Origin of the sequence: Pseudomonas sp. Pdm06 (assembly GCF_014851795.1) — a bacterium.
Classification (GTDB): domain Bacteria; phylum Pseudomonadota; class Gammaproteobacteria; order Pseudomonadales; family Pseudomonadaceae; genus Aquipseudomonas; species Aquipseudomonas fluorescens_AA.
Map to the genome: position 1 here is coordinate 14384 of NZ_JACVAH010000007.1, position 22541 is coordinate 36924.

Consider the following 22541-nt stretch of genomic DNA (forward strand, 5'->3'; position numbering starts at 1 on the left):
GTTTTGATCTCAGCGCTGGTGACGGATGCGTGGGTTGGCAAAGCCGTAGAGGATGTCCACGACGAAGTTGACCAGAATCACCAGGCAGGCGATTAACAGGATGCCGTTCTGCACCACGGGGTAATCCCGGGCGCCGATGGCTTCGATCAGCCACTTGCCGATGCCCGGCCAGGAGAAGATCGTTTCGGTCAGGACTGCTCCGGCCAGCAGCGTGCCGACTTGCAGGCCGACCACGGTCAGCACCGGGATCAGCGCGTTGCGCAGGCCATGCACGAACACCACGCGCGACGGCGACAGGCCCTTGGCCTTGGCGGTGCGGATGTAGTCTTCACGCAGCACTTCGAGCATCGAAGAGCGGGTCATGCGGGCGATCACCGCCAGCGGAATGGTGCCCAGCACGATGGCCGGCAGGATCAGGTGGTGCAGGGCATCGAGGAACGCGCCCGGCTCGTCGGCCAACAGCGTATCGATCAGCATGAAGCCGGTTTTCGGCTCGATGTCGTAGAGCAGGTCGATCCGTCCCGACACCGGCGTCCAGCCCAGGGACACCGAGAAGAACATGATCAGGATCAGGCCCCACCAGAAGATCGGCATCGAATACCCCGCCAGGGAGATGCCCATCACCCCATGGTCGAACAGGGATCCTCGCTTGAGTGCCGCGATCACCCCGGCCAGCAGGCCCAGGATACCGGCGAACAACAGGGCGGCCATGGACAGTTCCAGGGTCGCGGGAAACAGGGAGCTGAACTCGGTCCATACGCTTTCACGGGTACGCAGCGATTCGCCGAGATCGCCCTGGGCCAGCTTGCCGATGTAGTCCAGGTACTGGGCATACAGCGGTTTATTGAGGCCAAGGCGTTCCATTGCCTGTGCATGCATTTCGGGATCGACCCGACGTTCGCCCATCATCACTTCCACGGGGTCGCCGGGGATCATGCGAATCAACGCGAAGGTCAGCAAGGTGATGCCGAAGAACGTGGGGATCAATAATCCCAGTCGGCGGGCAATAAAACTAAACATCTTCAGGTGTACCTCATCAGCCGGTTAGGCGTGCCCGGCAGCCCCTTGGTCAGGGATGCCGGGCGTTTTCTTATCTACTTCACCTGGGTGGTGGCGAAGTTGTTGGTGGTGAGCGGGCTAATTACATAGCCTTCTACGTTGTTGCGCATTGCCGTGAACATGCGGGTGTGGGCCATGCTGATCCACGGTTGGTCCTGGTTGAAAAGCACCTGGGCCTGTTCATAGAGCTTGATGCGTTCTTCAGGGTTCACTGTGGCGCGAGCCTGGTCGATCAGCGCCTGGAATTTCTCGTTGCACCAGCGCGCGTAGTTTTCGCCGTTCTTGGCCGCCTCGCAACTGAGCATAGGCGTCAGGAAGTTATCCGGGTCGCCGTTATCACCCGCCCATCCGGCGGAGACCATGTCGTGCTCGCCGTTTTTCGCGCGCTTGAGCATTTCGCCCCATTCCATCACGCGGATGTCGACCTTGATCCCGACTTTCGCCAAGTCCGCCTGCATCATCTGCGCGCCGAGCATCGGGTTGGGGTTGGTCGGACCGCCGCCGTTGCGGGTGAACAGGGTGAACACGGTGCCTTCCGGCACGCCGGCTTCCTTGAGCAGCTCGCGGGCCTTGTCGAGGTTGCGGGGCGGGTTCTTCAGGTCGTGGTTGAAGCCCAGCAGGGTTGGCGGGTACGGGTTGACCGCCACGGTGGCGTTACCCTTGCCGAACAGCGCGTTGACGTAGGCTTCCTTGTCGAAGGCCAGGTCGATGGCTTTGCGCACCCGCACGTCGCTCATGTATTTGTGGCTGGTGTTCAGGGCGGTGTAGGAAACCGTCATCGCGTCCAGTTCAGCGACCTTCAGGTTCGGGTCTTTCTTGATGCTGGGGATGTCATCGGGTTTGGGGTACAGCGCGATCTGGCACTCGTTGGTCTTGAGCTTCTGCATGCGCACGTTGTTGTCGGTGGCGATGGCCAATACCAGCGCATCGGCCGGTGGCTTGCCACGGAAGTAGTCCGGGTTGGCCTTGAAGCGAACCTGGGCGTCCTTGTTGTAGCGCTGGAAGACGAACGGCCCGGTGCCCACTGGTTTGCTGTTGAGATCGCCGGCCTTATTGGCCTTGAGCAACTGGTCGGCGTATTCGGCCGGGTAGATCGAGGAGAAGGCCATGGCGATGTCGGCCAGAAAGGGCGCTTCGCGGCGGGTCAGGCTGAACTTGACCGTGTGCTCGTCGACTTTCTCGACGCTTTTGAGCAGTTCCTTGAAGCCCATGCTTTCAAAGTAGGGGAAGCCCACGCTCGACAGTTTGTGCCACGGGTGGTTCGGGTCCAGCTGGCGCTGGAAACTCCAGACCACGTCGTCGGCGTTCATGTCGCGGGTCGGCTTGAAGTATTCGGTGGTGTGGAACTTGACGCCCTTGCGCAGGTGGAAAGTGTACGTCAGGCCATCGTCACTGATGTCCCAGGATTCGGCCAGGGCCGGAATCACCTCGGTGGTGCCGGGCTTGAAATCGGCCAGGCGATTGAAAATGGTTTCCGCCACGGCATCGGCAGTGACTGCAGTCGTGTACTGGACCATGTCGAAGCCTTCCGGGCTGGCTTCTGTGCAAACCACCAGGGGTTTGGCTGTGGCGCCAACGGCGACGCTCAGCAATGCGGCGGCGATGGCGGCGCGTAGGGGAATCATGTTCATCGTCAATCCTCTGCAATCGGGTCAGTGGCAAAAGACCAGGCGGACGACCTCGTGAGTCGACCGCCCGGTGGCAGTTTAGAGAATGTTGAACGGGATGGTGGTGACCAGGCGGAACTCGTTGAGGCTGCCGTCGGCCTGGTTTTCGCTGGCGCGGTGTGCGGTGTAGGTCGCACGGATCGCGGTGGCTTTCAGAGGGCCGCTCTGTACGGCATAGGACGCACCGACGCCGTATTCGTAGTGGTGCTCGCCGTCCATCGCCCGGACATCGCTGTAACCGGTGCTGTTGTAGTGCGTACCGTCGATACCCCAGCCGCGCGCCTGGTAGATGTTGAACTTCAGGCCTGGCACGCCGTATTCAGCCATGTTCAGGCCGTAGGCGATCTGGAAGGATTTTTCGTTCGGGCCGTTGAAGTCCGACAGCAGGGAGTTGGCCAGGTAGATGCCGTTGGTTTCGTGCAGGTAGTCGAAGTACTCGTTACCGTTCACTTCCTGGTACGAGAACGTCAGGCTGTGGGCCTGGTGCGTCAGGCCGAACGACAGGGAGTAGGTGTCGTTGTCGATTTCGCCCAGCTTGCTTTTGCCCGAGTCCACGGTCTTGTAGTAGTTCAGGCCGGTGGTCAGGCTCAGCACCGAGCTGTCGCCCAGCTCATGGGTGGCGCCGAAGTAGTACTGGTTCCACATGTCCTCGGCCTGGGTCGCCCAGAGGCTGGTCTTCAGGCTGGCCAGTGGCTGGTAAGTGATACCGGCGGTGTTGACGTGATCGGTTTCGACGCTGCTGTCACCGTATTCGGAGCGGAACTTGCGCAGGCTCTCTTCGGTACGCGGCGAGTTGCGGTCGAAGGTGGCGATGTCGAAGCCCAGGTTTTCGAACTCTTCGCTGTGCAGGCTCACGCCCTGGAAGCTGGAGGGCAGGGCACGGTTGCCGATGACGTCGACCATCGGGCTGCTGAAGTTCTGGCGGCCGGCGGTCAGGGTGGTGTTGGAAACGCGGGCCTTGACGTTCGCCAGGCCCAGCTTGCTCCACTGGCCCACGGCATCGCCGCCTTCGCGGGTCAGGGTACGGTTGTTGCCGGCGCCAGGACGGGTGGTCGGCGCGCCGCCGTTGTTGGACGCCAGGTCCTTGCGGTCCTGGTCCAGGGCGATGGCGTTGTAGGCGGCCAGTTCGGTGCTGAAGCCCACGGTGCCTTCGGTGAAGCCCGAGTTGTACTTGATGATGGTGCCTTGCAGCCAGTTGATCCGGCGGTCGGTCTCGCGTGCTTCACCGTTCTTGCGATAGGTGAGTTTCGTGCCGCGCTTGAATTGCTCGTTGGCGTACCAGTTGCGCGTGGTGCCGGTGATGGACTGGCCGTCGATGAAACCCTTGGCTTCGCTTTGCTCGCTGGTGGTCTTGAGGGTCACCGGGGTGACCGCCTGGCTCTGGGATTCTGCAAACGCTGTTGCGCTGATGCTGCTGATGGCCAAGGCCAGTATCGCGGTGTTGCTCAGTTTCATCGGTAACGCTCCTTTTCTTTCTTTTTAATGCCGTTCTTTTTTGGTGATACGGCTATCGGTTTTACAACTCATTCACAGCTTGCAAACGTTTGCCTGGTGCCTGATTGGCGAATTACGGCAAGACGTCGGCGTGGGGCTTCCATAGGAAGCCCGCGCTGTGTGGCTAACGGTTATGGGTTCAGGCTGACGCCCGAAAAGACATTGCGACCGAAGGGGCTGACTTTGAACCCTTCGACTTTGGCACTCAGCGGCTGGTTGACCGTCGAGTGGGCAACAGGGGTGATCGGCACTTGCTGCTTGAGCAACTGCTGGGCCTGTTTGTAGAGCACGGTGCGCTGGTCGCGGTCGGTGACGACCTTGGCTTGCTTGATCAGCTTGTCGTAGTCCTGGTCGCACCACATGGAGTAGTTGTTGCCACCAATGGCGTCGCAGCTGTACAGCGTGCCGAGCCAGTTGTCCGGGTCCCCGTTGTCACCGGTCCAACCGATCAGGCTGACGTCGTGCTCGCCGTTCTTGGTGCGCTTGATGTACTCGCCCCATTCGTAGCTGACGATCTTCACTTTCAAGCCGATTTTGGCCCAGTCGGCCTGGAGCATCTCGGCCATCAGCTTGGCGTTGGGGTTGTACGGACGTTGCACGGGCATGGCCCAGAGGGTGATTTCGGTGCCTTCCTTGACCCCGGCGGCCTTGAGCAACTCCTTGGCTTTTTCCGGGTTGTAGGCGACGTCCTTGATGGTGTCGTCGTAGGACCACTGCGTGGGTGGCATGGCGTTGACCGCCAGTTGCCCCGCGCCCTGGTACACCGCATTGAGAATGCCTTGCTTGTTCACCGCCATGTCCAGCGCCCGACGCACTTCGACCTGGTCGAACGGCTTGTGGCGGGTGTTGTAGGCGATGTAGCCGAGGTTGAAGCCCGGTTTTTCGATCAGTTGCAGCTTGGGGTCGTTCTTCAAGGCCGGTACGTCGGCGGGACGTGGATGCAGGGTGACCTGGCATTCGTTGGCCTTGAGCTTCTGCACCCGCACCGACGCATCGGTGTTGATGGAGAAGATCAGGTTGTTCAGCTTGACCCGCTCCGGCGCCCAGTACTGCTGGTTGGCGACGTAGCGGATGTTGGAGTCTTTCTGGTAGCTCTTGAACTCGAACGGCCCGGTGCCGATCGGTTTCTGGTTGATGTCGCTCGGCTTGCCGCTCTTGAGCAACTGGTCGGCGTATTCGGCCGACAGGATCGCGGCGAAACTCATGGCGATGTTCTGGATGAACGCGGCGTCCACGCTGTTGAGGGTCATGACCACGGTCAATGGCCCGGTCGCTTCTACCTTGGCGATGTTCTTGTTCAGGCTCATGCCATTGAAGTAGGGGAACTCGGTGGGGTAGGCCTTGCGGAACGGATGCTGCGGATCAAGCATGCGGTTGAAGGTGAACAGTACGTCGTCGGCGTTGAAATCCCGGGTCGGCGTGAAGTAGTCGGTGGTGTGAAATTTCACCCCTTCGCGCAGGTGGAAGGTGTACTTCAAGCCGTCTTCGGAAATGTCCCAGCGGGTTGCCAGGCCTGGGACGACGTTGGTCGCGCCTTTTTCGAACTCGGCCAGGCGGTTGTACAGCGGTTCGGCGGCATCGTTGTCGGTAGCCGTGGTGTATTGCGCGGTGTCGAAACCGGCGGGGCTGCCTTCGGAACAGAACACCAGGCTACCGCCGGCGGCCTGGGTGGCGGACGTCGCGGCCAACAGGCCGGTGCCCAGCAATGCGGATAAAACCAAGGTATGGCGCATGACGCTCCCTCTCTCGTTCGGGGTGTTTTAACAGTGAACCGGTGTCCTTCCGGGGACAGGTCCGGGGCACTGAGTTCATTCCATTGCGTAGCGATGCCGCAGGGCTGGCAAGTCGTCCAAGTGCCGACGGTATGAGCCGTGGGCCGGGCGGTAAATGCGTAATGCCTGAAAGACTTGTGGGAAAAGGCGATACGTCCCAAACCAACTGCTGTGGTACGCAGTGCTTTTGGATGTAGGCGTTTTCCTAGGTCTTGGCGTAAAGCAACGGTATGCCGTGGGGGCGAGCCCTGCTCGCGATGGCGTTGCTTATCGCTCCGCCATCGCGCTCAAAAGAGGGGCCGCTACGCCCGAAGCGTCGGACCGGCCCAGCGGGAGCAAGCTCCCTCGCCACAGGTCACCTTAGTTGCTGACGCTGACGCCGTAGAAGGAGTTCAAGCCAAATGGGCTGATCTTGAAGTCCTGCACGTTGGCGCGCATGGGTTGGAACACCGTCGAGTGAGCGATGGGGGTCATCGGAACAGCATCTTTGAGGATGTGCTGCGCCTGTTTGTACAGCTCGGTGCGTTTGGATTGATCCGAAGTGCGCTTGGCTTGCTTGACGATGTCGTCAAACTTCTTGTCGCACCATTTAGAGAAGTTGTTGCCTTGCAGCGAGTCGCAGCCAAACAACACGTTGAGCCAGTTGTCCGGGTCACCGTTGTCGCCGCTCCAGCCGATCAGCATGGCGCCGTTTTCACCACCTTTGGAACGCTTGATGTACTCGCCCCACTCGTAAGTGACGATCTTGGCCTTGATCCCGATCTTGGCCCAGTCCGATTGCAGCATTTCGGCCATCAGCTTGGCGTTCGGGTTGTAGGGACGCTGGACCGGCATCGCCCACAGGGTGATCTCGGTGCCTTCCTTGATACCGGCTTCCTTGAGCAGTTCCTTGGCTTTCTCCGGGTTGTACGCGGCGTCCTTGATGGTGGTGTCGTAGGACCACTGGGTCGGAGGCATGGCATTGACGGCCAGTTGGCCGGCGCCCTGGTACACCGAGTCGATGATCTGCTGCTTGTTGACGGCCATGTCCAGTGCCTGGCGCACTTTCAGCTGGGCCATCGGGTTGGGCTGGTCGCTGCCCTTGATCTTGTCCATCACGTTGTAGGCGATGTAGCCCAGGTTGAAGCCCGGTTGGTCCGGCATCTTCAGGTTCTTGTCTTCCTTGATCGCCTTGAGGTCGGCCGGGCGTGGGAAGAGCGTGACCTGGCATTCATTCTTTTTCAGCTTCTGGATACGCACCGACGGGTCGGTGGTGATGGCGAAGATCAGGTTGTCGATCTTCACGTCTTCCGGAAGCCAGTATTCCTTGTTGCCGGTGAAGCGGATGTTCGAGTCTTTCTGGTAGCTCTTGAACACGAACGGGCCAGTACCGATCGGCTTCTGGTTGATGTCGGAAGGCTTGCCTTCCTTGAGCAACTGGGCGGCGTACTCGGCGGACTGGATGGAGGCGAAGTGCATGGCCATGTTCTGGATGAACGCGGCGTCTACGGCGTTGAGGGTGAACTTGACGGTCTTGTCGTCGAGCTTCTCGACCTTGGCAATGTTGGTGTCCATGCCCATGTCGGTGAAGTACGGGAATTCAGTCGGGTACGCCTTACGGAACGGGTCATCCTTGCTGATCATGCGATTGAAGGTGAACAGCACGTCGTCGGCGTTGAACTCGCGGGTCGGCTTGAAGTACGGGGTGGTGTGGAACTTGACGCCTTCACGCAGGTGGAAGGTGTAGGTCAGGCCGTCTTCGGAAATATCCCACTTGGTCGCCAGGCCAGGAATCACGGCGGTACCGCCGCGTTCAAACTGGGTCAGCCGGTTGAATACGGTCTCTGCAGAGGCGTCAAAGTCGGTTCCGGTGGTGTACTGACCCGGGTCAAAACCGGCCGGGCTCCCTTCGGAGCAGAACACCAGGTTAGTCGCGGCTTGGGCGAAAGGTGCGCTGGCTAATAAGCTTGCACCGACTAAAAACGGAATGACCGCTTGTTTAAGCATGTTGGCCTCATGATTTGTTGTCATTTTTGGATTTGAGGGCGACCTCGTGAGTCGTCCTGCGGATACTTATGCAGGCCCCATACCCAATGCAAGATCCAGAGCGGTTGCAAGTCTGAAACAGTGGCACGAACGTACCTTAATGTCGCATTCGTGTAACTTCTGACGCAGTTGACCGTTTGCGGGTGTTTTTTTGGCGCCAAAAGCGCCCCTTGCCGGTGCGTCGCGCAGCCACGACGCACCGGTTTGGCTCGGGTGTTACTTCGTCAAACCCACGCCGTAGAAGGGTGTCAGTCCGAATGGACTGAGTTTGAAATCCACCACTTTCTTGTTTATTGGCTGGAAGACCGTGGAGTTGGCGATCGGGGTGATCGGCACCTGTTGCTTGAGGATTTTCTGCGCTTGCTGGTACAAATCGATCCGTTTCTGGCGGTCGGTGGACACCTTGGCCTGCTGGATCAAGCGGTCGTAGGCTGGGTCGCACCACTTGGCGTAGTTACTGCCCTTGACCGCCGCGCAGCTGTACAGCACCCCCAGCCAGTTGTCGGGGTCGCCGTTATCGCCGGTCCAGCCGTAGATCATTGCGTCATGTTCGCCATTTTTTGCACGCTTGATGTACTCGCCCCATTCATAACTGACGATGTTGGCCTTGATGCCGATCTTGGCCCAATCCTGCTGGATCATCTGTGCCGACATTCGCGCATTGGGGTTGGACGCGCGTTGCACCGTCATCGCCCATAAATTGAGGGTGGTACCCGGCGCAACCCCGGCTTCCTTGAGTAGCGCCTTGGCCTTGGTCACGTCATGGGGCGCGTCCTGGATGCTCGGGTCGAACGACCACTGGGCCGGTGGCAAGGCGTTCTGCGCCAGTTGGCCGGCGCTCTGGTACACGGCCTTGATGATCGCCGGCTTGTCGATGGCCATGTCCAGCGCCTGACGGACCTTGAGCTGGTCCAGGGGCGGGTGTGTCACGTTGTAGGCCAGGAAACCCAGGTTGAAACCCGGCTGCTTGAGCACTTGCAGGTTCGGATCCTGCTCGATCACCTCGATGTCGGCCGGGCGTGGGTAGCCACTGACCTGGCATTCGCCGCGCTTGAGCTTTTGCAGGCGCACGGCGGCGTCCGGGGTGATGGAGAAAATCAGGTTGTCGAGCTTCACGTCCTCGGGTTTCCAGTACGCCGTGTTGGCGGCGTAGCGGATCTGCGAGTCCTTCTGGTAGCGCTTGAACACGAACGGCCCGGTGCCGACGGGTTTCTGGTTGAGGTCGCCAGCCTTGCCTTCCTTCAACAACTGCGCTGCGTATTCGGCGGACTGCACGGAGGCGAAACTCATCGCCAGGTTTTGCACGAAGGCGGCGTCGACGTTGTTCAGGTTGAAGCGCACGGTGTGCTCGTCGACTTTTTCGACGCTTTTGATCGTGGTGTTCAGGCCCATGTCGGTGAAGTACGGCGATTCGGTGGGGTAGGCCTGGCGAAACGGATGCTGCGGGTCGAGCAGGCGCTGGAAGGTGAACAGCACGTCGTCGGCGTTGAAGTCGCGGGTGGGGGTGAAGTAGTCGGTGGTGTGGAATTTCACGCCGTTGCGCAGGTGGAAGGTGTAGACCAGGCCATCGGCGGATACGTCCCAGCTCGTGGCTAGTCCGGGTTCGACTTCGGTGCCGCCGCGCTTGAACTGGGTGAGGCGGTTGAAGACGGTTTCGGCCGAGGCATCGAAGTCGGTGCCGCTGGTGTATTGGCTGGGATCGAACCCGGCGGGGCTGGCTTCGGAGCAGTAGACCAGGGTGGTAGCGGCTTGGGCCATTGGGGCGCTGCTGATCAGGGCTAGGGTGAGCAGGAGGGGCTTGAGGGTGGTTCTGTCCATGAAATCCCTTGGGGGGTGGTGAGGTTTTCAGGAGAGTAGCGTTGCGGGTGGGGGTGTTGGAAATATCGAAAAGTGAGGGGGACCGTTGGGTTTGGGTATAGCGCTTTTCGACGAGGCGGCCTGATAGCCGACCTGTCTCTCCCGGGTGTACACCCGTCAGATCTGTGGGAGCAAAGCTTGCTCGCGAGGCGGCCTGATGGCCGGCCTGTCTCCCAGGCATACTTCGATCAAACTGTGGGAGCGAGCTTGCTCGCGATGGCGGCCTGACAGCCGGCCAGGATTTTGTTGACCGCGTACATATCCATTGCTGCGGTAACGGCTACTTAGGGTTCCGCTCTTACAGCGGCTCACTTTTGAGAAGCGCAAAAGTAAGCAAAACGCTTTTTGCCCCACCACTTGGTGCCTCGCTAGGGCTCGGCATGCCCTCACTCCGGCATTGTTCCGTGGGCCGCCGCGAAGGGCCATCCATGGCCCAGCGCGGCTATCCCGGCATCCATGCCGGGATGCCCACTCCACAATGCCTGCGTTCGGCCAGCGTGGTTAACGGGGCGCCGAGATCAACGTCCACCGCGAGGCGGCCTGATAGCCGGCCTGGCTCTTGCGGGGGTGTACACCTATCAGACTTGTTTGAGCTGGACCTGTGGGAGCAAAGCTTGCTCGCGAGGCGGCCTGATAGCCGACCTAGCTCTCCCAGTCGTACTCCGATTCAATTGTGGGAGCGGGCTTGCCCGCGAAGGCGGCCTGACAGCCGGCCTGGTTCCCTCGGGTGTACCCGATTCACTGGTTGAAGCAATACGCCTCCGTCTCGTCGAACACCTAACCCCGTGGCGAGGGAGCTTGCTCCCGCTGGGCTGCGCAGCAGACCCAACCTAAGCGCCGCGTTGTGTCAGTTGGATGGAGTCGCTGCTTTTAGGGCCGCTTCGCGCCCCAGCGGGAGCAAGCTCCCTCGCCACGGGTTTGCGGTGGGTCGGAAGGCTGCATAAATCATTCAGGTGCGTCGGAAGGATCCGCTCCTCAGAACGAAACATCCGACAAGTTTTTAAGGTTGTCCCTCGGAAGTGGGCTCTCTAACCTTTTTCCTGTCGCTGCCATTCAGCGACCGGGCGTGAGAAACCCGAATAATAGGCATCCAGCCTCTGTACCTGCATAATTGCCGCCAGCTTATCCGCTGCCTGTAGTAGATGCGTTATGGCGGCTGTGTGCGGGCAGGCCTCGGTCTGGCCGAGTACCTATTCTCGGATTTCTCACCCCTGCACATAGCTGCCACCACTTTGCCGAGTGAGAAACGGCAAGTGATGGTCCTCATCACTAAATAGGTACAAATCAATGGATAAGTCACTCCCCGACCCACCCTTCAACAAAACCAATCCCCTTTCCGGCTTCGACGCCATCGAAGACCTCCTAAAAGACCGCGCCGCCGCCGAGCGCGCCCTCGATCATTACCTGAATCCAAAAAAACCAGAGCCAAGCACCGATCAGCGCATCGATAGCCTGTTTTCAGTCACCGCCAAAGCCGACACCGATACGCTGCTCACCAGCACCTCGGAAACCCTGGCCTCGATAAAAGCCATGGCCGAAGACCTGGCTTTCGAAGTGGAGGGCACGCGCCGTAGCGTTGCGTTGGGGATTCATCAGTTGGTGGAGCTGTGCCAGTTGCTGGTGGACAAGGCGTTGGATCAGGTCGAGGCACCGGCCAGCTCGGCCTGCCCGCCCACTTGAGGTCGGGCACCGTCCTGTGGCGAGGGAGCTTGCTCCCGCTGGGCTGCGCAGCAGACCCAAACCTGACACCTCGGTGGGTCAGACAGATTGAGTCGCTGCTGTTGGGGCTGCTTCGCGGCCCAGCGGGAGCAAGCTCCCTCGCCACAGGGTCTCGGTGAGGCATTCCCACGCGGGAGCGTGGGAACGATCAGGCGGGTTACTGCATCAACACCTCAACCACCCCATCCGCCGTCATGATCACTTTACTGGTACCCGCTTCCACGTCAGGCGTCACGGATTCAGCATCCATGGAACCACTTTTCATCATCATCGTTGGCGCGCGCATGAAGGGTTGTGGATAACCGTTGGTATTGAAGTTCAGGTTGACGATTTTGTAACCCTTGCCGCCCAGGGCTTCGGTGGCCAGTTGAGCGCGGGCCTTGAAGGCGTTGACCGCGTCTTTGAGCAGGGCGTCTTCGCTGCTCTGGCGGGTGGCGTTGGCGATGGCGAAGTCCATGCCGCCCATCTTCATGTCGCCCAGCAGCTCGCCGGTGAGTTTGGACAGGGCGGCGAAGTCGGCGCTTTCCAGGCGCAGTTCGGCGCGCTCGCGCCAGCCGGTGATTTTCTGGCCTTTGTTGTCGTAGATCGGGTAGCTGTTGCGGCTGCCCTGGCGCAGGGTGATGTCCTTGACCTCTTTGGCCTGGCCGATGGCTTTGTTCACCGTGGTGCTGACAGTGGCGGCGAGTTTGGCCGGGTCGGTGTTCTGTTCTTCGGTGTAGAGGGTGACGATCATCAGGTCGCGGGCCACTTCCTGGCTGACTTCGGCGCGCAGGGAAATCTGGTTGTAATGAAGCTCATTGGCGGCCAGGGCCGGCAGGCTGGCGGCGGTGCCGAGACTTAGGGCGAGCAGGGCGGCGGGACGACTGAACGTGTGCATGAAAGCTCCTTGGGATGAGGCGCAGGGGTGAGGTCCGGGCCTGCGTGAAGGATAAGACTCTAGCTTTTATGGGTGGGTTCGCACAGTTACAACTTCTATACAGATACCTGAAGCCAATGAAGAGCCCCGTGGCGAGGGAGCTTGCTCCCGCTGGGGCGCGAAGCGGCCCTAAAAGCAGCGGCTCCATTCATCTGACACAACGCGGCGCCGGGGTTGGGCCTGCTGCGCAGGCCAGCGGGAGCAAGCTCCCTCTCCACAAGGGGTATATGCAGCATTGAGAGCTGTGGCGCTTTGCCGCATATCTGCCGCTGCGACCCGCGCCTTGGTTATACTCCGTGCGATCCGCCTGGAGCGCTCATCAGGAGAGCTCATGCTCGCCCCTTTGCAAATGACTTCCGCTTCCCGCCAGAACCTCTGGCGCCTGACGTTTATCCGTATTCTGGTCCTGGCGGCCCAGGCCGGCTCCGTGGGGCTCGCCTATTGGTTCGACCTGCTGCCGCTGCCCTGGCTGCAGCTGGCGATCACCCTGGTCTGTTCCAGCGTGCTGTGCGCGCTGACGGCGATTCGCCTGCGTGCCTCGTGGCCGGTGACCGAGCTGGAATATGCCGTGCAGCTGGCCGGCGACTTGTTTATCCACAGCGCGCTGCTGTATTTCTCCGGCGGCTCCACCAACCCCTTCGTCTCTTATTACCTGGTGCCGCTGACCATCGCCGCGGTGACGTTGCCGTGGCGGTTTTCGCTGATCCTTTCCGGCATCGCCCTGGCGCTGTACACCTTGCTGCTGGCACGGTTCTACCCGCTGGAAACCTTTCCCATCGCCCGGGAGAACCTGCAGATCTACGGCATGTGGCTGAGTTTCGCCCTGGCGGCGGCGGTCATCACGTTTTTTGCCGCGCGCATGGCCGAGGAGCTGCGCCGCCAGGAAGAGCTGCGGGCCATCCGTCGTGAGGAGGGCCTGCGGGACGAGCAATTGCTGGCCGTGGCAACCCAGGCTGCCGGTGCCGCCCATGAACTGGGTACACCGCTGGCGACCATGAGCGTGCTGCTCAAGGAAATGCGCCAGGACCATCACGACCCGGCACTGCAGGACGATCTCAGCGTGCTGCAGGACCAGGTCAAGCTCTGCAAGGAAACCCTGCAATACCTGGTGCGTGCCGCCGAGGCCAATCGCCGGCTGGACATCGACATGCAGGCGGTCACCTTCTGGCTCGACGATGCGCTGAACCGCTGGCACCTGATGCGCCCGGAAGCCAGTTATCGCTTCCAGTGCCTGGGCAAGGGCGTGGTGCCGCGCATGGCGCCGCCGCCAGACCTGACCCAAGCGCTGTTGAATCTGCTGAACAATGCCGCCGATGCCTGTCCCGACAACCTGGAAGTGGCGTTGGACTGGAACGCTTATGAACTGACCATCTGCATTCGCGACCACGGCGCCGGCGTGCCGCTGGCGATTGCCGAGCAGATCGGCAAGCCGTTCTATACCACCAAGGGCAAAGGTTTCGGCCTGGGCCTGTTCTTGAGCAAAGCCAGCGTGACACGCGCCGGCGGCTCGGTGAAACTCTACCCCCATGAGGAAGGCGGCACGCTCACCGAGCTGCGCCTGCCCCATGCCGACCGAGGAGACGAAACATGAGTGACGAGATCCAAGTCGACGGCGAAGAACTGCCGCACCTGTTGCTGGTGGATGACGACGCCACCTTCACCCGCGTCATGGCCCGGGCCATGTCCCGTCGCGGCTTTCGCGTCAGCACCGCAGGCTCCGCCGAAGAGGGCCTGACCATCGCCCAGGCCGACCTGCCGGACTACGCCGCCCTGGACCTGAAAATGGACGGCGATTCCGGCCTGGTGCTGTTGCCCAAGTTGCTGGAGCTGGACCCGGAAATGCGCGTGGTGATCCTCACCGGTTATTCGAGCATCGCCACCGCGGTCGAGGCCATCAAGCGCGGCGCCTGCAATTACCTGTGCAAACCGGCGGATGCCGATGATGTACTGGCGGCGCTGTTGTCCGAGCACGCCGACCTCGACACCCTGGTGCCGGAAAACCCCATGTCGGTGGATCGCCTGCAATGGGAGCACATCCAGCGGGTGCTGACCGAGCACGAAGGCAATATCTCCGCCACGGCCCGCGCCCTGGGCATGCACCGGCGGACCTTGCAGCGCAAATTGCAAAAGCGTCCCGTGCGTCGCTGAACCTGCGCTGAACAGGTGTTGTCCACCCTCGCGACACATCGGGCCGTTGCTTTATGATCGGCCCCAGCGTCATGTATCACAAATACTGTTCCTTTTTGACGGCGTCTGTTGCCGTCATGCTGCGTTGCCGCTCCTCGCCATAGCGGGCTATGACTCGTCGCGGCGCCTTGCCTGACGACAACAGCCACTCGTCAAAAAGAAACGTATTTGCGAAACATGACACTAGTTCTTTTCTCTATCGAGCCTTAACCATGAATCAGAACGCTGAATATTCCGCGGTCAATGACGCGGTGCGCGGGCAGTTTTTCCGCCGTGTCTGGCAAATGACCACGCCGTACTGGCGCAGTGAGGAGAAGGGCAAGGCCTGGACGCTGTTGATCGCGGTCATCGCGCTGTCGCTGTTCAGCGTGGCGATCTCGGTGTGGATCAACAGTTGGTACAAGGATTTCTACAACGCCCTGCAAGAGAAGGACAGCGCGGCGTTCTGGCAGTTGATCCTGTATTTCTGCGGCATCGCGGCGGTGGCGATTCTCGGCGCCGTCTATCGCTTGTACCTCACGCAGATGCTCACCATTCGTTGGCGGGCCTGGCTCACCGAGCAGCATTTCGCCCGCTGGCTGGGCAACAAGAATTACTACCGGCTGGAGCAGGGCGGCTATACCGATAACCCGGACCAGCGGATTTCCGAAGACCTCAACAGTTTCACCACCAATACCCTGGGCCTGGGGCTGGGATTGCTGCGCACCGTGGTCAGCCTGGTGTCGTTCTCGATCATCTTGTGGGGCGTGTCCGGCAGCATCGAAGTGTTCGGCTACACCATCCCCGGCTACATGTTCTGGTGCGCCCTGGTATATGCGGCGGTGGGCAGTTGGTTGACGCACCTGATCGGCCGACGCCTGATCGGGCTGAACAACAACCAGCAACGCTTCGAAGCCGACCTGCGTTTCTCCATGGTCCGGGTGCGTGAAAACGCCGAAAGCATTGCGCTGTACAACGGCGAACCGAACGAGAACCGCCGCCTGAGTGGGCGCTTCGGGCTGGTCTGGCATAACTTCTGGGACATCATGCGGGTGTCCAAGCGCCTGACGTTCTTCACCTCCGGCTACGGCCAGATCGCAATCATCTTCCCGTTCATCGTTGCCGCGCCGCGCTACTTCGCCGGCAAGATCCAGCTGGGCGAACTCATGCAGATCAACTCGGCCTTCGGCAATGTGCAGGAGAACTTCAGTTGGTTCATCAGCGCCTACGCCGACCTTGCCGCGTGGCGCGCCACCTGTGATCGTCTGTTGAGCTTCCGCCAGGCCATGAGCGACAACGAAGACCGCGTGCCGGCCATCGATGTGCAGAACCAGGGGAGTGCGTTGGCGGTTCATAACCTCGGGTTGGATCTGGCCGACGGTCGTCATCTGCTCGACAACGCCGATATGAGCGTGGCACCGGGCGAGCGGGTCATGCTCAGCGGTCGTTCCGGCAGTGGCAAGTCGACCCTGTTTCGCGCGATGGGACATTTGTGGCCCGCGGGGCACGGAACGATCCGGCTTCCGGCGGCGCGTTACCTGTTCCTGCCGCAAAAGCCCTATCTGCCCATTGGCAGCCTGCGGGAAGTGTTGAGTTATCCACAGGCTGGCGACGTCTACCCCAACGAACGTTATGCACAGGTGCTGGAAACCTGCCGCCTGCCGCACCTGATCCCGCGGCTGGATGAAAGCAACCACTGGCAGCGCATGCTCTCGCCTGGCGAGCAACAACGCCTGGCCTTTGCCCGCGCATTGCTTTATGCACCGCAATGGTTGTACATGGACGAAGCCACGTCGGCGATGGACGAAGAAGACGAGGCGACGCTGTACCAGGCGCTGATCGACCAGTTGCCGGGCCTGAGCATCGTCAGCGTCGGTCACCGAAGCAGTTTGAAACGTTTCCATCCGCGACATGTGCGTATCGAAAATGGCCAACTGATGGAGCGCACCGTGACAGCATAAACACCCAAAACCTGTGGGAGCGAGCTTGCTCGCGATAGCGGTGTATCAGTTGATGTTGATGTGGCTGACCCTCCGCCATCGCGAGCAAGCTCGCTCCCACAAGGGTTTGTGGTGAATCGGATGTTCATGTCTACAACCGATCCAATGTGGGAGCGAGCTTGCTCGCGATGAGCGCGACTCGGTGTCAGCCCTCGACTCGCCACTGCACCCACGGTGATCGTACAACCACGTTGCGCTATGATGTTGTCATTCAGCCGCTTGCCGAGACACAGACACAATGGAAAACCCGATCGACGTACCCCGCCTTCCCCGCAAGCGCCGCAGCCTGGCGCAGGAGCTGGTGACGGTGCTGACCGAGCAGATTCGCGATGGCCTGCTCAAGCGTGGCGATAAATTGCCCACCGAGTCGGCGATCATGGAAGCCCATGGCGTCAGCCGCACCGTGGTGCGCGAGGCGATTTCCCGGTTGCAGGCCGCCGGCCAGGTGGAAACCCGCCATGGCATCGGCACCTTCGTGCTGGACACGCCCAGCCCGAGCGGTTTTCGCATCGACCCGGCCACGGTCGTCACCTTGCGGGACGTGCTGGCGATCCTGGAGTTGCGCATCAGCCTGGAAGTGGAATCCGCCGGGCTCGCGGCGCAGCGCCGCAGCGACGAACAACTGGCGACGATGCGCGCCGCCCTCGACGCCTTGAAGGAAAGTGCCGCCCACGCCAGCGACGCGGTGGCCTCGGACTTCGCCTTCCACCTGGAAATCGCCCTGTCCACCGGCAACCGCTACTTCACCGACATCATGACCCACCTGGGCACCAGCATCATCCCGCGTACCCGGCTGAACTCGGCGCGCCTGGCCCACGACGACCACCAGCACTACATGGATCGCCTGAGCCGCGAGCACGAGGAAATCTACGAAGCCATCGCCCGCCAGGACTCCGACGCGGCCCGTGCGGCCATGCGCTTGCATCTGACCAATAGCCGCGAGCGGCTGCGCCAGGCTCATGAAGAGGCGCAGGCGCAAGGCTGAAGTCGCTCCCTGCTCGGGGGGCCAGGATGCTGTTGTGGCGAGGGAGCTTGCTCCCGCTGGGCTGCGAAGCAGTCCCTTGTATCTGGCAGCGGAAATGAGGGGCCGCTTCGCGCCCCAGCGGGAGCAAGCTCCCTCGCCACATAAAACATCCCTCGCCGAAGAGAACGGGTGTTCGGTTTTCGATCTGTTTGCCTGTCTGACAAATCGCAGCGCCAGCCCTACGCGCTGATCCGCAACATTTGCGGCTCGGATGTATCGGGATCCCAGCTCTCGTAGCTAACCTCATAACGAAGCTCAACCAATTGGCCGACGTAAGCTGCCAAGTCGGTATTGGTTAGCGTCATTGTCACATCCTTGCGTGGCGTACCTTCCTCGCCGTCGGTCAGAGGTGTAAACGCGCCTACCGGAGTAGGAGGCGTCGAGCCGACGCCCAGAGTCAGTCGGGCGTTCGAGTACGGGTCGAAAGCTGCATCCGGAATTTTCACGGTTAACGTCTTTGTCTTTGCCAAGCTGATCGTGACTTCCACGGTGGCTGGAAAATCCTTGAGCATCGGTTTCGCATACGTCTTCGCCATGGTGTCACTCCTTGTGAGGCGGCCTTGATCGTTGCGTACGGGCGACTCACTTTAAAGATTTTCAGAAAAGGACCACAGCCGGGCGTCGCACGGCCGCACTGCCGTTATGCCTCCTTCCCGCAATCTCGCCTACTGACAGAGTTGACAGTCTCGATGAGCGGTCCGGGGGACTCGCTCGCAAGTTTCATTGACTCTCCAATTTCGCCGGATGGCCCGATTCACAAGGCTTCGCGACCAACCTCCATGCCCTCACACCTGACAAAAGACGAAATGCAGTTGACGTGTGTATTTTAAGTTGTACGATGACCTACAACTTCTGGCCGAAGCTTAACCATCTCACACAATCATTTGCGTCCCAGGGTGTTCGAATAATGAATCCACAAGAACTGAAGTCCATCCTCTCGTCTGGCCTGCTGTCGTTCCCGGTCACCGATTTCACTGCCCAAGGCGATTTCAATCGCGACAGCTACATTAAGCGCCTCGAATGGCTGGCCCCGTATGGCGCCTCTGCATTGTTCGCAGCGGGCGGCACCGGTGAATTCTTCTCCCTGGCCGCCAGCGAGTATTCGCAGGTCATCAAGACCGCCGTCGATACCTGCGCCACCAGCGTGCCAATCCTTGCCGGTGTTGGCGGTGCCACCCGCCAGGCCATCGAATACGCTCAAGAAGCCGAGCGCCTGGGCGCCAAGGGCCTGCTGCTGCTGCCGCACTACCTGACCGAAGCCAGCCAGGACGGCGTTGCCGCCCACGTTGAAGCCGTGTGCAAATCGGTAAAGATCGGCGTGGTGGTGTACAACCGCAACGTCTGCCGCCTGAACGCCACTCAGCTGGAACAACTGGCCGAGCGCTGCCCGAACCTGATCGGCTACAAGGATGGCCTGGGCGATATCGAACTGATGGTGTCGATCCGTCGTCGCCTCGGCGATCGTTTCAGCTACCTGGGCGGCCTGCCGACCGCTGAAGTCTACGCCGCGGCCTACAAGGCCCTGGGCGTGCCGGTCTACTCCTCGGCGGTGTTCAACTTCATCCCGAAAACCGCGATGGACTTCTACCACGCCATTGCCCGCGACGATCACGAGACCGTCGGCAAGATCATCGACGACTTCTTCCTGCCATACCTGGACATCCGCAACCGCAAGGCCGGTTACGCCGTGAGCATCGTCAAGGCGGGCGCGAAAATCGTTGGCTACGACGCAGGTCCTGTGCGCACGCCGCTGACCGATCTGCTGCCAGAAGAATACGAAGCCCTGGCCGCGCTGATCGACAAGCAAGGCAAGCAATAACAGACCCGACAAGGCCGCTGAGTAATCAGCGGCTTTTTGCGTAAGGCTTGATCGTTCCCACGCGCTGCGGGGGAACGCCTCAAGACCAGACAGGCTTTTTGTTAGGAGGAGCATCCGTGGCAGATTCAAAGCGTTTCGATAACTACATCAACGGTCAGTGGGTGGCCGGTGCCGACTATTGCACCAACATCAACCCGTCTGACTTGTCCGATGTCATCGGTGAATACGCCAAGGCTGACGCAGCGCAAGTCAATGCCGCCATCGAAGCCGCCCGCGCCGCCTTCCCGGCCTGGTCGACCTCGGGCATCCAGGCCCGTCACGATGCGCTGGACAAAGTCGGCAGCGAGATCCTCGCCCGCCGCGAAGAACTCGGCCAACTGCTGGCCCGGGAAGAGGGCAAGACCCTGCCTGAAGCCATCGGCGAAGTGACCCGCGCCGGCAACATCTTCAAATTCTTCGCCGGTGAATGCCTGCGCCTGTCGGGCGATTACGTGCCGTCAGTGCGCCCAGGCGTCAACGTCGAAGTCACCCGTGAAGCCCTCGGTGTGGTCGGCCTGATCACCCCGTGGAACTTCCCGATCGCCATCCCCGCCTGGAAGATCGCCCCGGCCCTGGCCTACGGCAACTGCGTGGTGATCAAACCCGCCGAGCTGGTGCCGGGCTGCGCCTGGGCCCTGGCCGAAATCATTTCCCGCGCCGGTTTCCCGGCCGGTGCGTTCAACCTGGTGATGGGCAGCGGCCGCGTCGTCGGCGAAGTGTTGGTCAACAGCCCGAAAGTCGACGGCATCAGCTTCACCGGTTCCGTGGGCGTGGGCCGGCAGATCGCGGTCAACTGCGTGTCGCGCCAGGCCAAGGTGCAGCTGGAGATGGGCGGCAAGAACCCGCAGATCATCCTCGACGACGCCGACCTCAAGCAAGCCGTCGAACTGGCGGTGCAGAGCGCGTTCTACTCCACCGGTCAACGTTGCACGGCCTCCAGTCGCCTGATCGTCACCGCCGGCATCCACGACAAGTTCGTTGAGGCCATGGCCGAGCGCATGCAGTCGATCAAGGTCGGTCACGCGTTGAAGGCCGGCACCGACATCGGCCCGGTGGTTTCCGAAGCCCAGCTCAGCCAGGACTTGAAGTACATCGACATCGGCCAGAGCGAAGGCGCGCGGCTGGTGAGCGGTGGTGGTTTGGTGACGTGCGACACCGAAGGTTACTTCCTGGCGCCGACCCTGTTCGCCGACAGCGAAGCCTCGATGCGCATCAGCCGCGAAGAGATCTTCGGCCCGGTGGCCAACGTCGTGCGCGTGGCCGACTACGAGGCGGCGCTGGCGATGGCCAACGACACCGAGTTTGGTCTGTCGGCTGGTATCGCCACCACCTCGCTGAAGTATGCCAACCACTTCAAGCGCCATTCCCAGGCGGGCATGGTGATGGTCAACCTGCCCACCGCTGGCGTGGATTACCACGTGCCGTTCGGCGGGCGCAAAGGTTCGTCCTATGGTTCGCGTGAGCAAGGTCGCTACGCGCAAGAGTTCTACACCGTGGTTAAAACTTCTTACATCGGATCGTAAGTGCGACACCGCCAGGGCGGGTGATCCCGTCCTGGCGTCACAATCTGCTAACCCGCATAAAAATAAATAGTGGGAGTACATCTACATGCAAGCGACCAAGCCGACACACGTCCGCTATTTGATCCTGCTCATGCTGTTCCTGGTGACGACGATCAACTATGCCGACCGTGCCACCATCGCCATCGCAGGCTCCAGCCTGCAAAAAGACCTCGGCATCGATGCCGTCACCCTCGGTTACATCTTCTCCGCTTTCGGCTGGGCCTATGTGGCCGGGCAGATTCCTGGCGGCTGGCTGCTCGACCGTTTCGGGTCGAAAAAAATCTATGCCTTGAGCATTTTCACCTGGTCGCTGTTCACCGTGCTGCAAGGCTATGTGGGTGAATTCGGCATGTCCACGGCCGTGGTTGCGCTGTTCATGCTGCGCTTCCTGGTTGGGCTGGCCGAAGCGCCGTCCTTCCCGGGCAACGCACGGATCGTCGCCGCCTGGTTCCCCACCGCAGAACGCGGCACCGCCTCGGCGATCTTCAACTCGGCGCAGTACTTCGCCACCGTGTTGTTCGCACCGCTGATGGGCTGGATCGTCTACCGTTTCGGCTGGCAGCACGTGTTCATCGTGATGGGCGTGATCGGTATCGTGTTCTCGCTGATCTGGCTGAAAGTGATCTACAGCCCGCGTCAGCACCCGATGATCAACGAGGCCGAGTTCAATCACATCGCCGCCAACGGCGCGATGGTCGACATGGACCAGGACAAGGGCAAGGAAAAGAAAGCCGACGGTCCGAAGTGGGATTACATCCGTCAACTGCTGACCAATCGCATGATGCTCGGCGTTTACCTGGGCCAGTACTGCATCAACGGCATCACGTACTTCTTCCTGACCTGGTTCCCGGTGTACCTGGTGCAGGAACGCGGCATGACCATCCTCAAGGCCGGTTTCATCGCGTCCTTGCCGGCGATCTGCGGTTTCATCGGTGGCGTGCTGGGCGGGGTGATTTCCGACTACCTGCTGCGCAAGGGCCACTCGCTGACCTTCGCCCGCAAGACGCCGATCATCGCCGGCCTGCTGGTGTCCAGCAGCATCGTGGCGTGCAACTACGTGGACATCGAATGGATGGTGGTGGGCTTCATGGCCCTGGCGTTCTTCGGTAAAGGCGTCGGCGCGCTGGGCTGGGCCGTGGTTTCCGACACGTCGCCAAAACAGATCGCCGGTTTGAGCGGTGGCCTGTTCAACACCTTTGGTAACCTGGCGTCGATCACTACGCCGATTGTCATCGGCTACATCATCAGCTCCACCGGTTCGTTCAAATGGGCGCTGGTGTTCGTCGGTTGCAACGCGTTGATGGCGGTGTTCAGCTACCTGGTCATCGTGGGGCCGATCAAGCGTGTGGTACTCAAGGAACCGACGGCCAAGGATGCCGGCATCTCCAGCCTGTCTGAAGCGAAATCCTGAAGGAGCGGCGT

Annotated in this window: 16 protein-coding genes; 8 read left to right on the forward strand and 8 right to left on the reverse strand. The window is 60.8% G+C overall.

The genetic code is table 11. The features are described 5' to 3' along the window. Nucleotides 1–9 precede the first annotated feature (9 nt). The 6 genes from IB266_RS13080 to IB266_RS13105 all read right to left on the reverse strand — a co-directional run bounded on the left by IB266_RS13080 (nt 10) and on the right by IB266_RS13105 (nt 9835). Nucleotides 10–1020, reverse strand: coding sequence for an ABC transporter permease subunit (locus IB266_RS13080; RefSeq protein WP_053118417.1), 1011 nt, complete (start codon nt 1018–1020; stop codon nt 10–12). Nucleotides 1021–1094: 74 nt separating this feature from the next. After that, nucleotides 1095–2690, reverse strand: a complete 1596-nt coding sequence (locus tag IB266_RS13085) for an ABC transporter substrate-binding protein (protein WP_192261460.1) — start codon at nt 2688–2690, stop codon at nt 1095–1097. Nucleotides 2691–2765: 75 nt separating this feature from the next. Then, the gene (locus IB266_RS13090; protein WP_060739189.1) at nt 2766–4181 is read right to left on the reverse strand and encodes an OprD family porin; all 1416 of its coding nucleotides are present in this window, start codon (nt 4179–4181) and stop codon (nt 2766–2768) included. A gap of 170 nt (nt 4182–4351) precedes the next feature. Next, the gene (locus IB266_RS13095; protein WP_192261461.1) at nt 4352–5953 is read right to left on the reverse strand and encodes an ABC transporter substrate-binding protein; all 1602 of its coding nucleotides are present in this window, start codon (nt 5951–5953) and stop codon (nt 4352–4354) included. Between the two features lie 399 nt (nt 5954–6352). After that, nucleotides 6353–7978 (reverse strand): ABC transporter substrate-binding protein, encoded by a 1626-nt coding sequence (locus tag IB266_RS13100; protein ID WP_060739187.1) that lies wholly within the window; start codon nt 7976–7978, stop codon nt 6353–6355. Nucleotides 7979–8233: 255 nt separating this feature from the next. Beyond that, nucleotides 8234–9835 (reverse strand): ABC transporter substrate-binding protein, encoded by a 1602-nt coding sequence (locus IB266_RS13105; protein ID WP_192261462.1) that lies wholly within the window; start codon nt 9833–9835, stop codon nt 8234–8236. A gap of 1326 nt (nt 9836–11161) precedes the next feature. Here IB266_RS13105 and IB266_RS13110 point away from each other — a divergent pair. Continuing rightward, nucleotides 11162–11554 (forward strand): DUF6124 family protein, encoded by a 393-nt coding sequence (locus IB266_RS13110; protein ID WP_192261463.1) that lies wholly within the window; start codon nt 11162–11164, stop codon nt 11552–11554. A gap of 196 nt (nt 11555–11750) precedes the next feature. Here IB266_RS13110 and IB266_RS13115 read toward each other — a convergent pair whose 3' ends face one another. Next, nucleotides 11751–12470: an SIMPL domain-containing protein gene (locus tag IB266_RS13115; RefSeq protein WP_192261464.1), complete on the reverse strand. Its 720-nt coding sequence runs from the start codon at nt 12468–12470 to the stop codon at nt 11751–11753. Nucleotides 12471–12840: 370 nt separating this feature from the next. Here IB266_RS13115 and IB266_RS13120 point away from each other — a divergent pair, with 370 nt between their 5' ends. The 4 genes from IB266_RS13120 to IB266_RS13135 all read left to right on the forward strand — a co-directional run bounded on the left by IB266_RS13120 (nt 12841) and on the right by IB266_RS13135 (nt 17660). Next, nucleotides 12841–14100, forward strand: coding sequence for an ATP-binding protein (locus IB266_RS13120; protein ID WP_060739181.1), 1260 nt, complete (start codon nt 12841–12843; stop codon nt 14098–14100). Beyond that, a complete protein-coding gene (locus IB266_RS13125) occupies nt 14097–14657 on the forward strand; it encodes a response regulator transcription factor (RefSeq protein ID WP_003177957.1) in 561 nt (186 codons plus the stop codon). Before IB266_RS13120 ends, IB266_RS13125 begins: the two co-directional genes overlap by 4 nt. A 251-nt stretch (nt 14658–14908) precedes the next feature. Next, nucleotides 14909–16636 (forward strand): ABC transporter ATP-binding protein/permease, encoded by a 1728-nt coding sequence (locus IB266_RS13130; protein ID WP_192261465.1) that lies wholly within the window; start codon nt 14909–14911, stop codon nt 16634–16636. 277 nt (nt 16637–16913) lie between these two features. Next, nucleotides 16914–17660 (forward strand): FadR/GntR family transcriptional regulator, encoded by a 747-nt coding sequence (locus tag IB266_RS13135; RefSeq protein ID WP_072410832.1) that lies wholly within the window; start codon nt 16914–16916, stop codon nt 17658–17660. Between the two features lie 218 nt (nt 17661–17878). Here the strand turns inward: IB266_RS13135 and IB266_RS13140 are convergent, their stop codons facing one another. Next, entirely contained in the window at nt 17879–18235 is a 357-nt protein-coding gene (locus IB266_RS13140; protein WP_192261466.1) for a hypothetical protein, read from the reverse strand. A 371-nt stretch (nt 18236–18606) separates the two neighbouring features. On the opposite strand from IB266_RS13140, the gene kdgD reads away from it, so the two are divergent. The 3 genes from kdgD (at nt 18607) to IB266_RS13155 (ending at nt 22530) form a co-directional block, all read left to right on the forward strand. Next, nucleotides 18607–19518, forward strand: coding sequence for a 5-dehydro-4-deoxyglucarate dehydratase (gene kdgD / locus IB266_RS13145; RefSeq protein ID WP_014336610.1), 912 nt, complete (start codon nt 18607–18609; stop codon nt 19516–19518). 116 nt (nt 19519–19634) lie between these two features. Continuing rightward, complete coding sequence (locus IB266_RS13150) at nt 19635–21080, forward strand: aldehyde dehydrogenase family protein (protein WP_003197801.1); 1446 nt, start codon at nt 19635–19637, stop codon at nt 21078–21080. Between the two features lie 85 nt (nt 21081–21165). Further along, a complete protein-coding gene (locus IB266_RS13155; RefSeq protein WP_063322934.1) occupies nt 21166–22530 on the forward strand; it encodes an MFS transporter in 1365 nt (454 codons plus the stop codon). Nucleotides 22531–22541 lie beyond the last annotated feature (11 nt).

Bases quoted from the DNA above. Each gene is read 5' to 3' on its own strand.
- IB266_RS13080 (WP_053118417.1), bottom strand. From the start codon at position 1,020: ATGTTTAGTTTTATTGCCCGCCGACTGGGATTATTGATCCCCACGTTC.
- IB266_RS13085 (WP_192261460.1), bottom strand. From the start codon at position 2,690: ATGAACATGATTCCCCTACGCGCCGCCATCGCCGCCGCATTGCTGAGC.
- IB266_RS13090 (WP_060739189.1), bottom strand. From the start codon at position 4,181: ATGAAACTGAGCAACACCGCGATACTGGCCTTGGCCATCAGCAGCATC.
- IB266_RS13095 (WP_192261461.1), bottom strand. From the start codon at position 5,953: ATGCGCCATACCTTGGTTTTATCCGCATTGCTGGGCACCGGCCTGTTG.
- IB266_RS13100 (WP_060739187.1), bottom strand. From the start codon at position 7,978: ATGCTTAAACAAGCGGTCATTCCGTTTTTAGTCGGTGCAAGCTTATTA.
- IB266_RS13105 (WP_192261462.1), bottom strand. From the start codon at position 9,835: ATGGACAGAACCACCCTCAAGCCCCTCCTGCTCACCCTAGCCCTGATC.
- IB266_RS13110 (WP_192261463.1), top strand. From the start codon at position 11,162: ATGGATAAGTCACTCCCCGACCCACCCTTCAACAAAACCAATCCCCTT.
- IB266_RS13115 (WP_192261464.1), bottom strand. From the start codon at position 12,470: ATGCACACGTTCAGTCGTCCCGCCGCCCTGCTCGCCCTAAGTCTCGGC.
- IB266_RS13120 (WP_060739181.1), top strand. From the start codon at position 12,841: ATGCTCGCCCCTTTGCAAATGACTTCCGCTTCCCGCCAGAACCTCTGG.
- IB266_RS13125 (WP_003177957.1), top strand. From the start codon at position 14,097: ATGAGTGACGAGATCCAAGTCGACGGCGAAGAACTGCCGCACCTGTTG.
- IB266_RS13130 (WP_192261465.1), top strand. From the start codon at position 14,909: ATGAATCAGAACGCTGAATATTCCGCGGTCAATGACGCGGTGCGCGGG.
- IB266_RS13135 (WP_072410832.1), top strand. From the start codon at position 16,914: ATGGAAAACCCGATCGACGTACCCCGCCTTCCCCGCAAGCGCCGCAGC.
- IB266_RS13140 (WP_192261466.1), bottom strand. From the start codon at position 18,235: ATGGCGAAGACGTATGCGAAACCGATGCTCAAGGATTTTCCAGCCACC.
- kdgD (WP_014336610.1), top strand. From the start codon at position 18,607: ATGAATCCACAAGAACTGAAGTCCATCCTCTCGTCTGGCCTGCTGTCG.
- IB266_RS13155 (WP_063322934.1), top strand. From the start codon at position 21,166: ATGCAAGCGACCAAGCCGACACACGTCCGCTATTTGATCCTGCTCATG.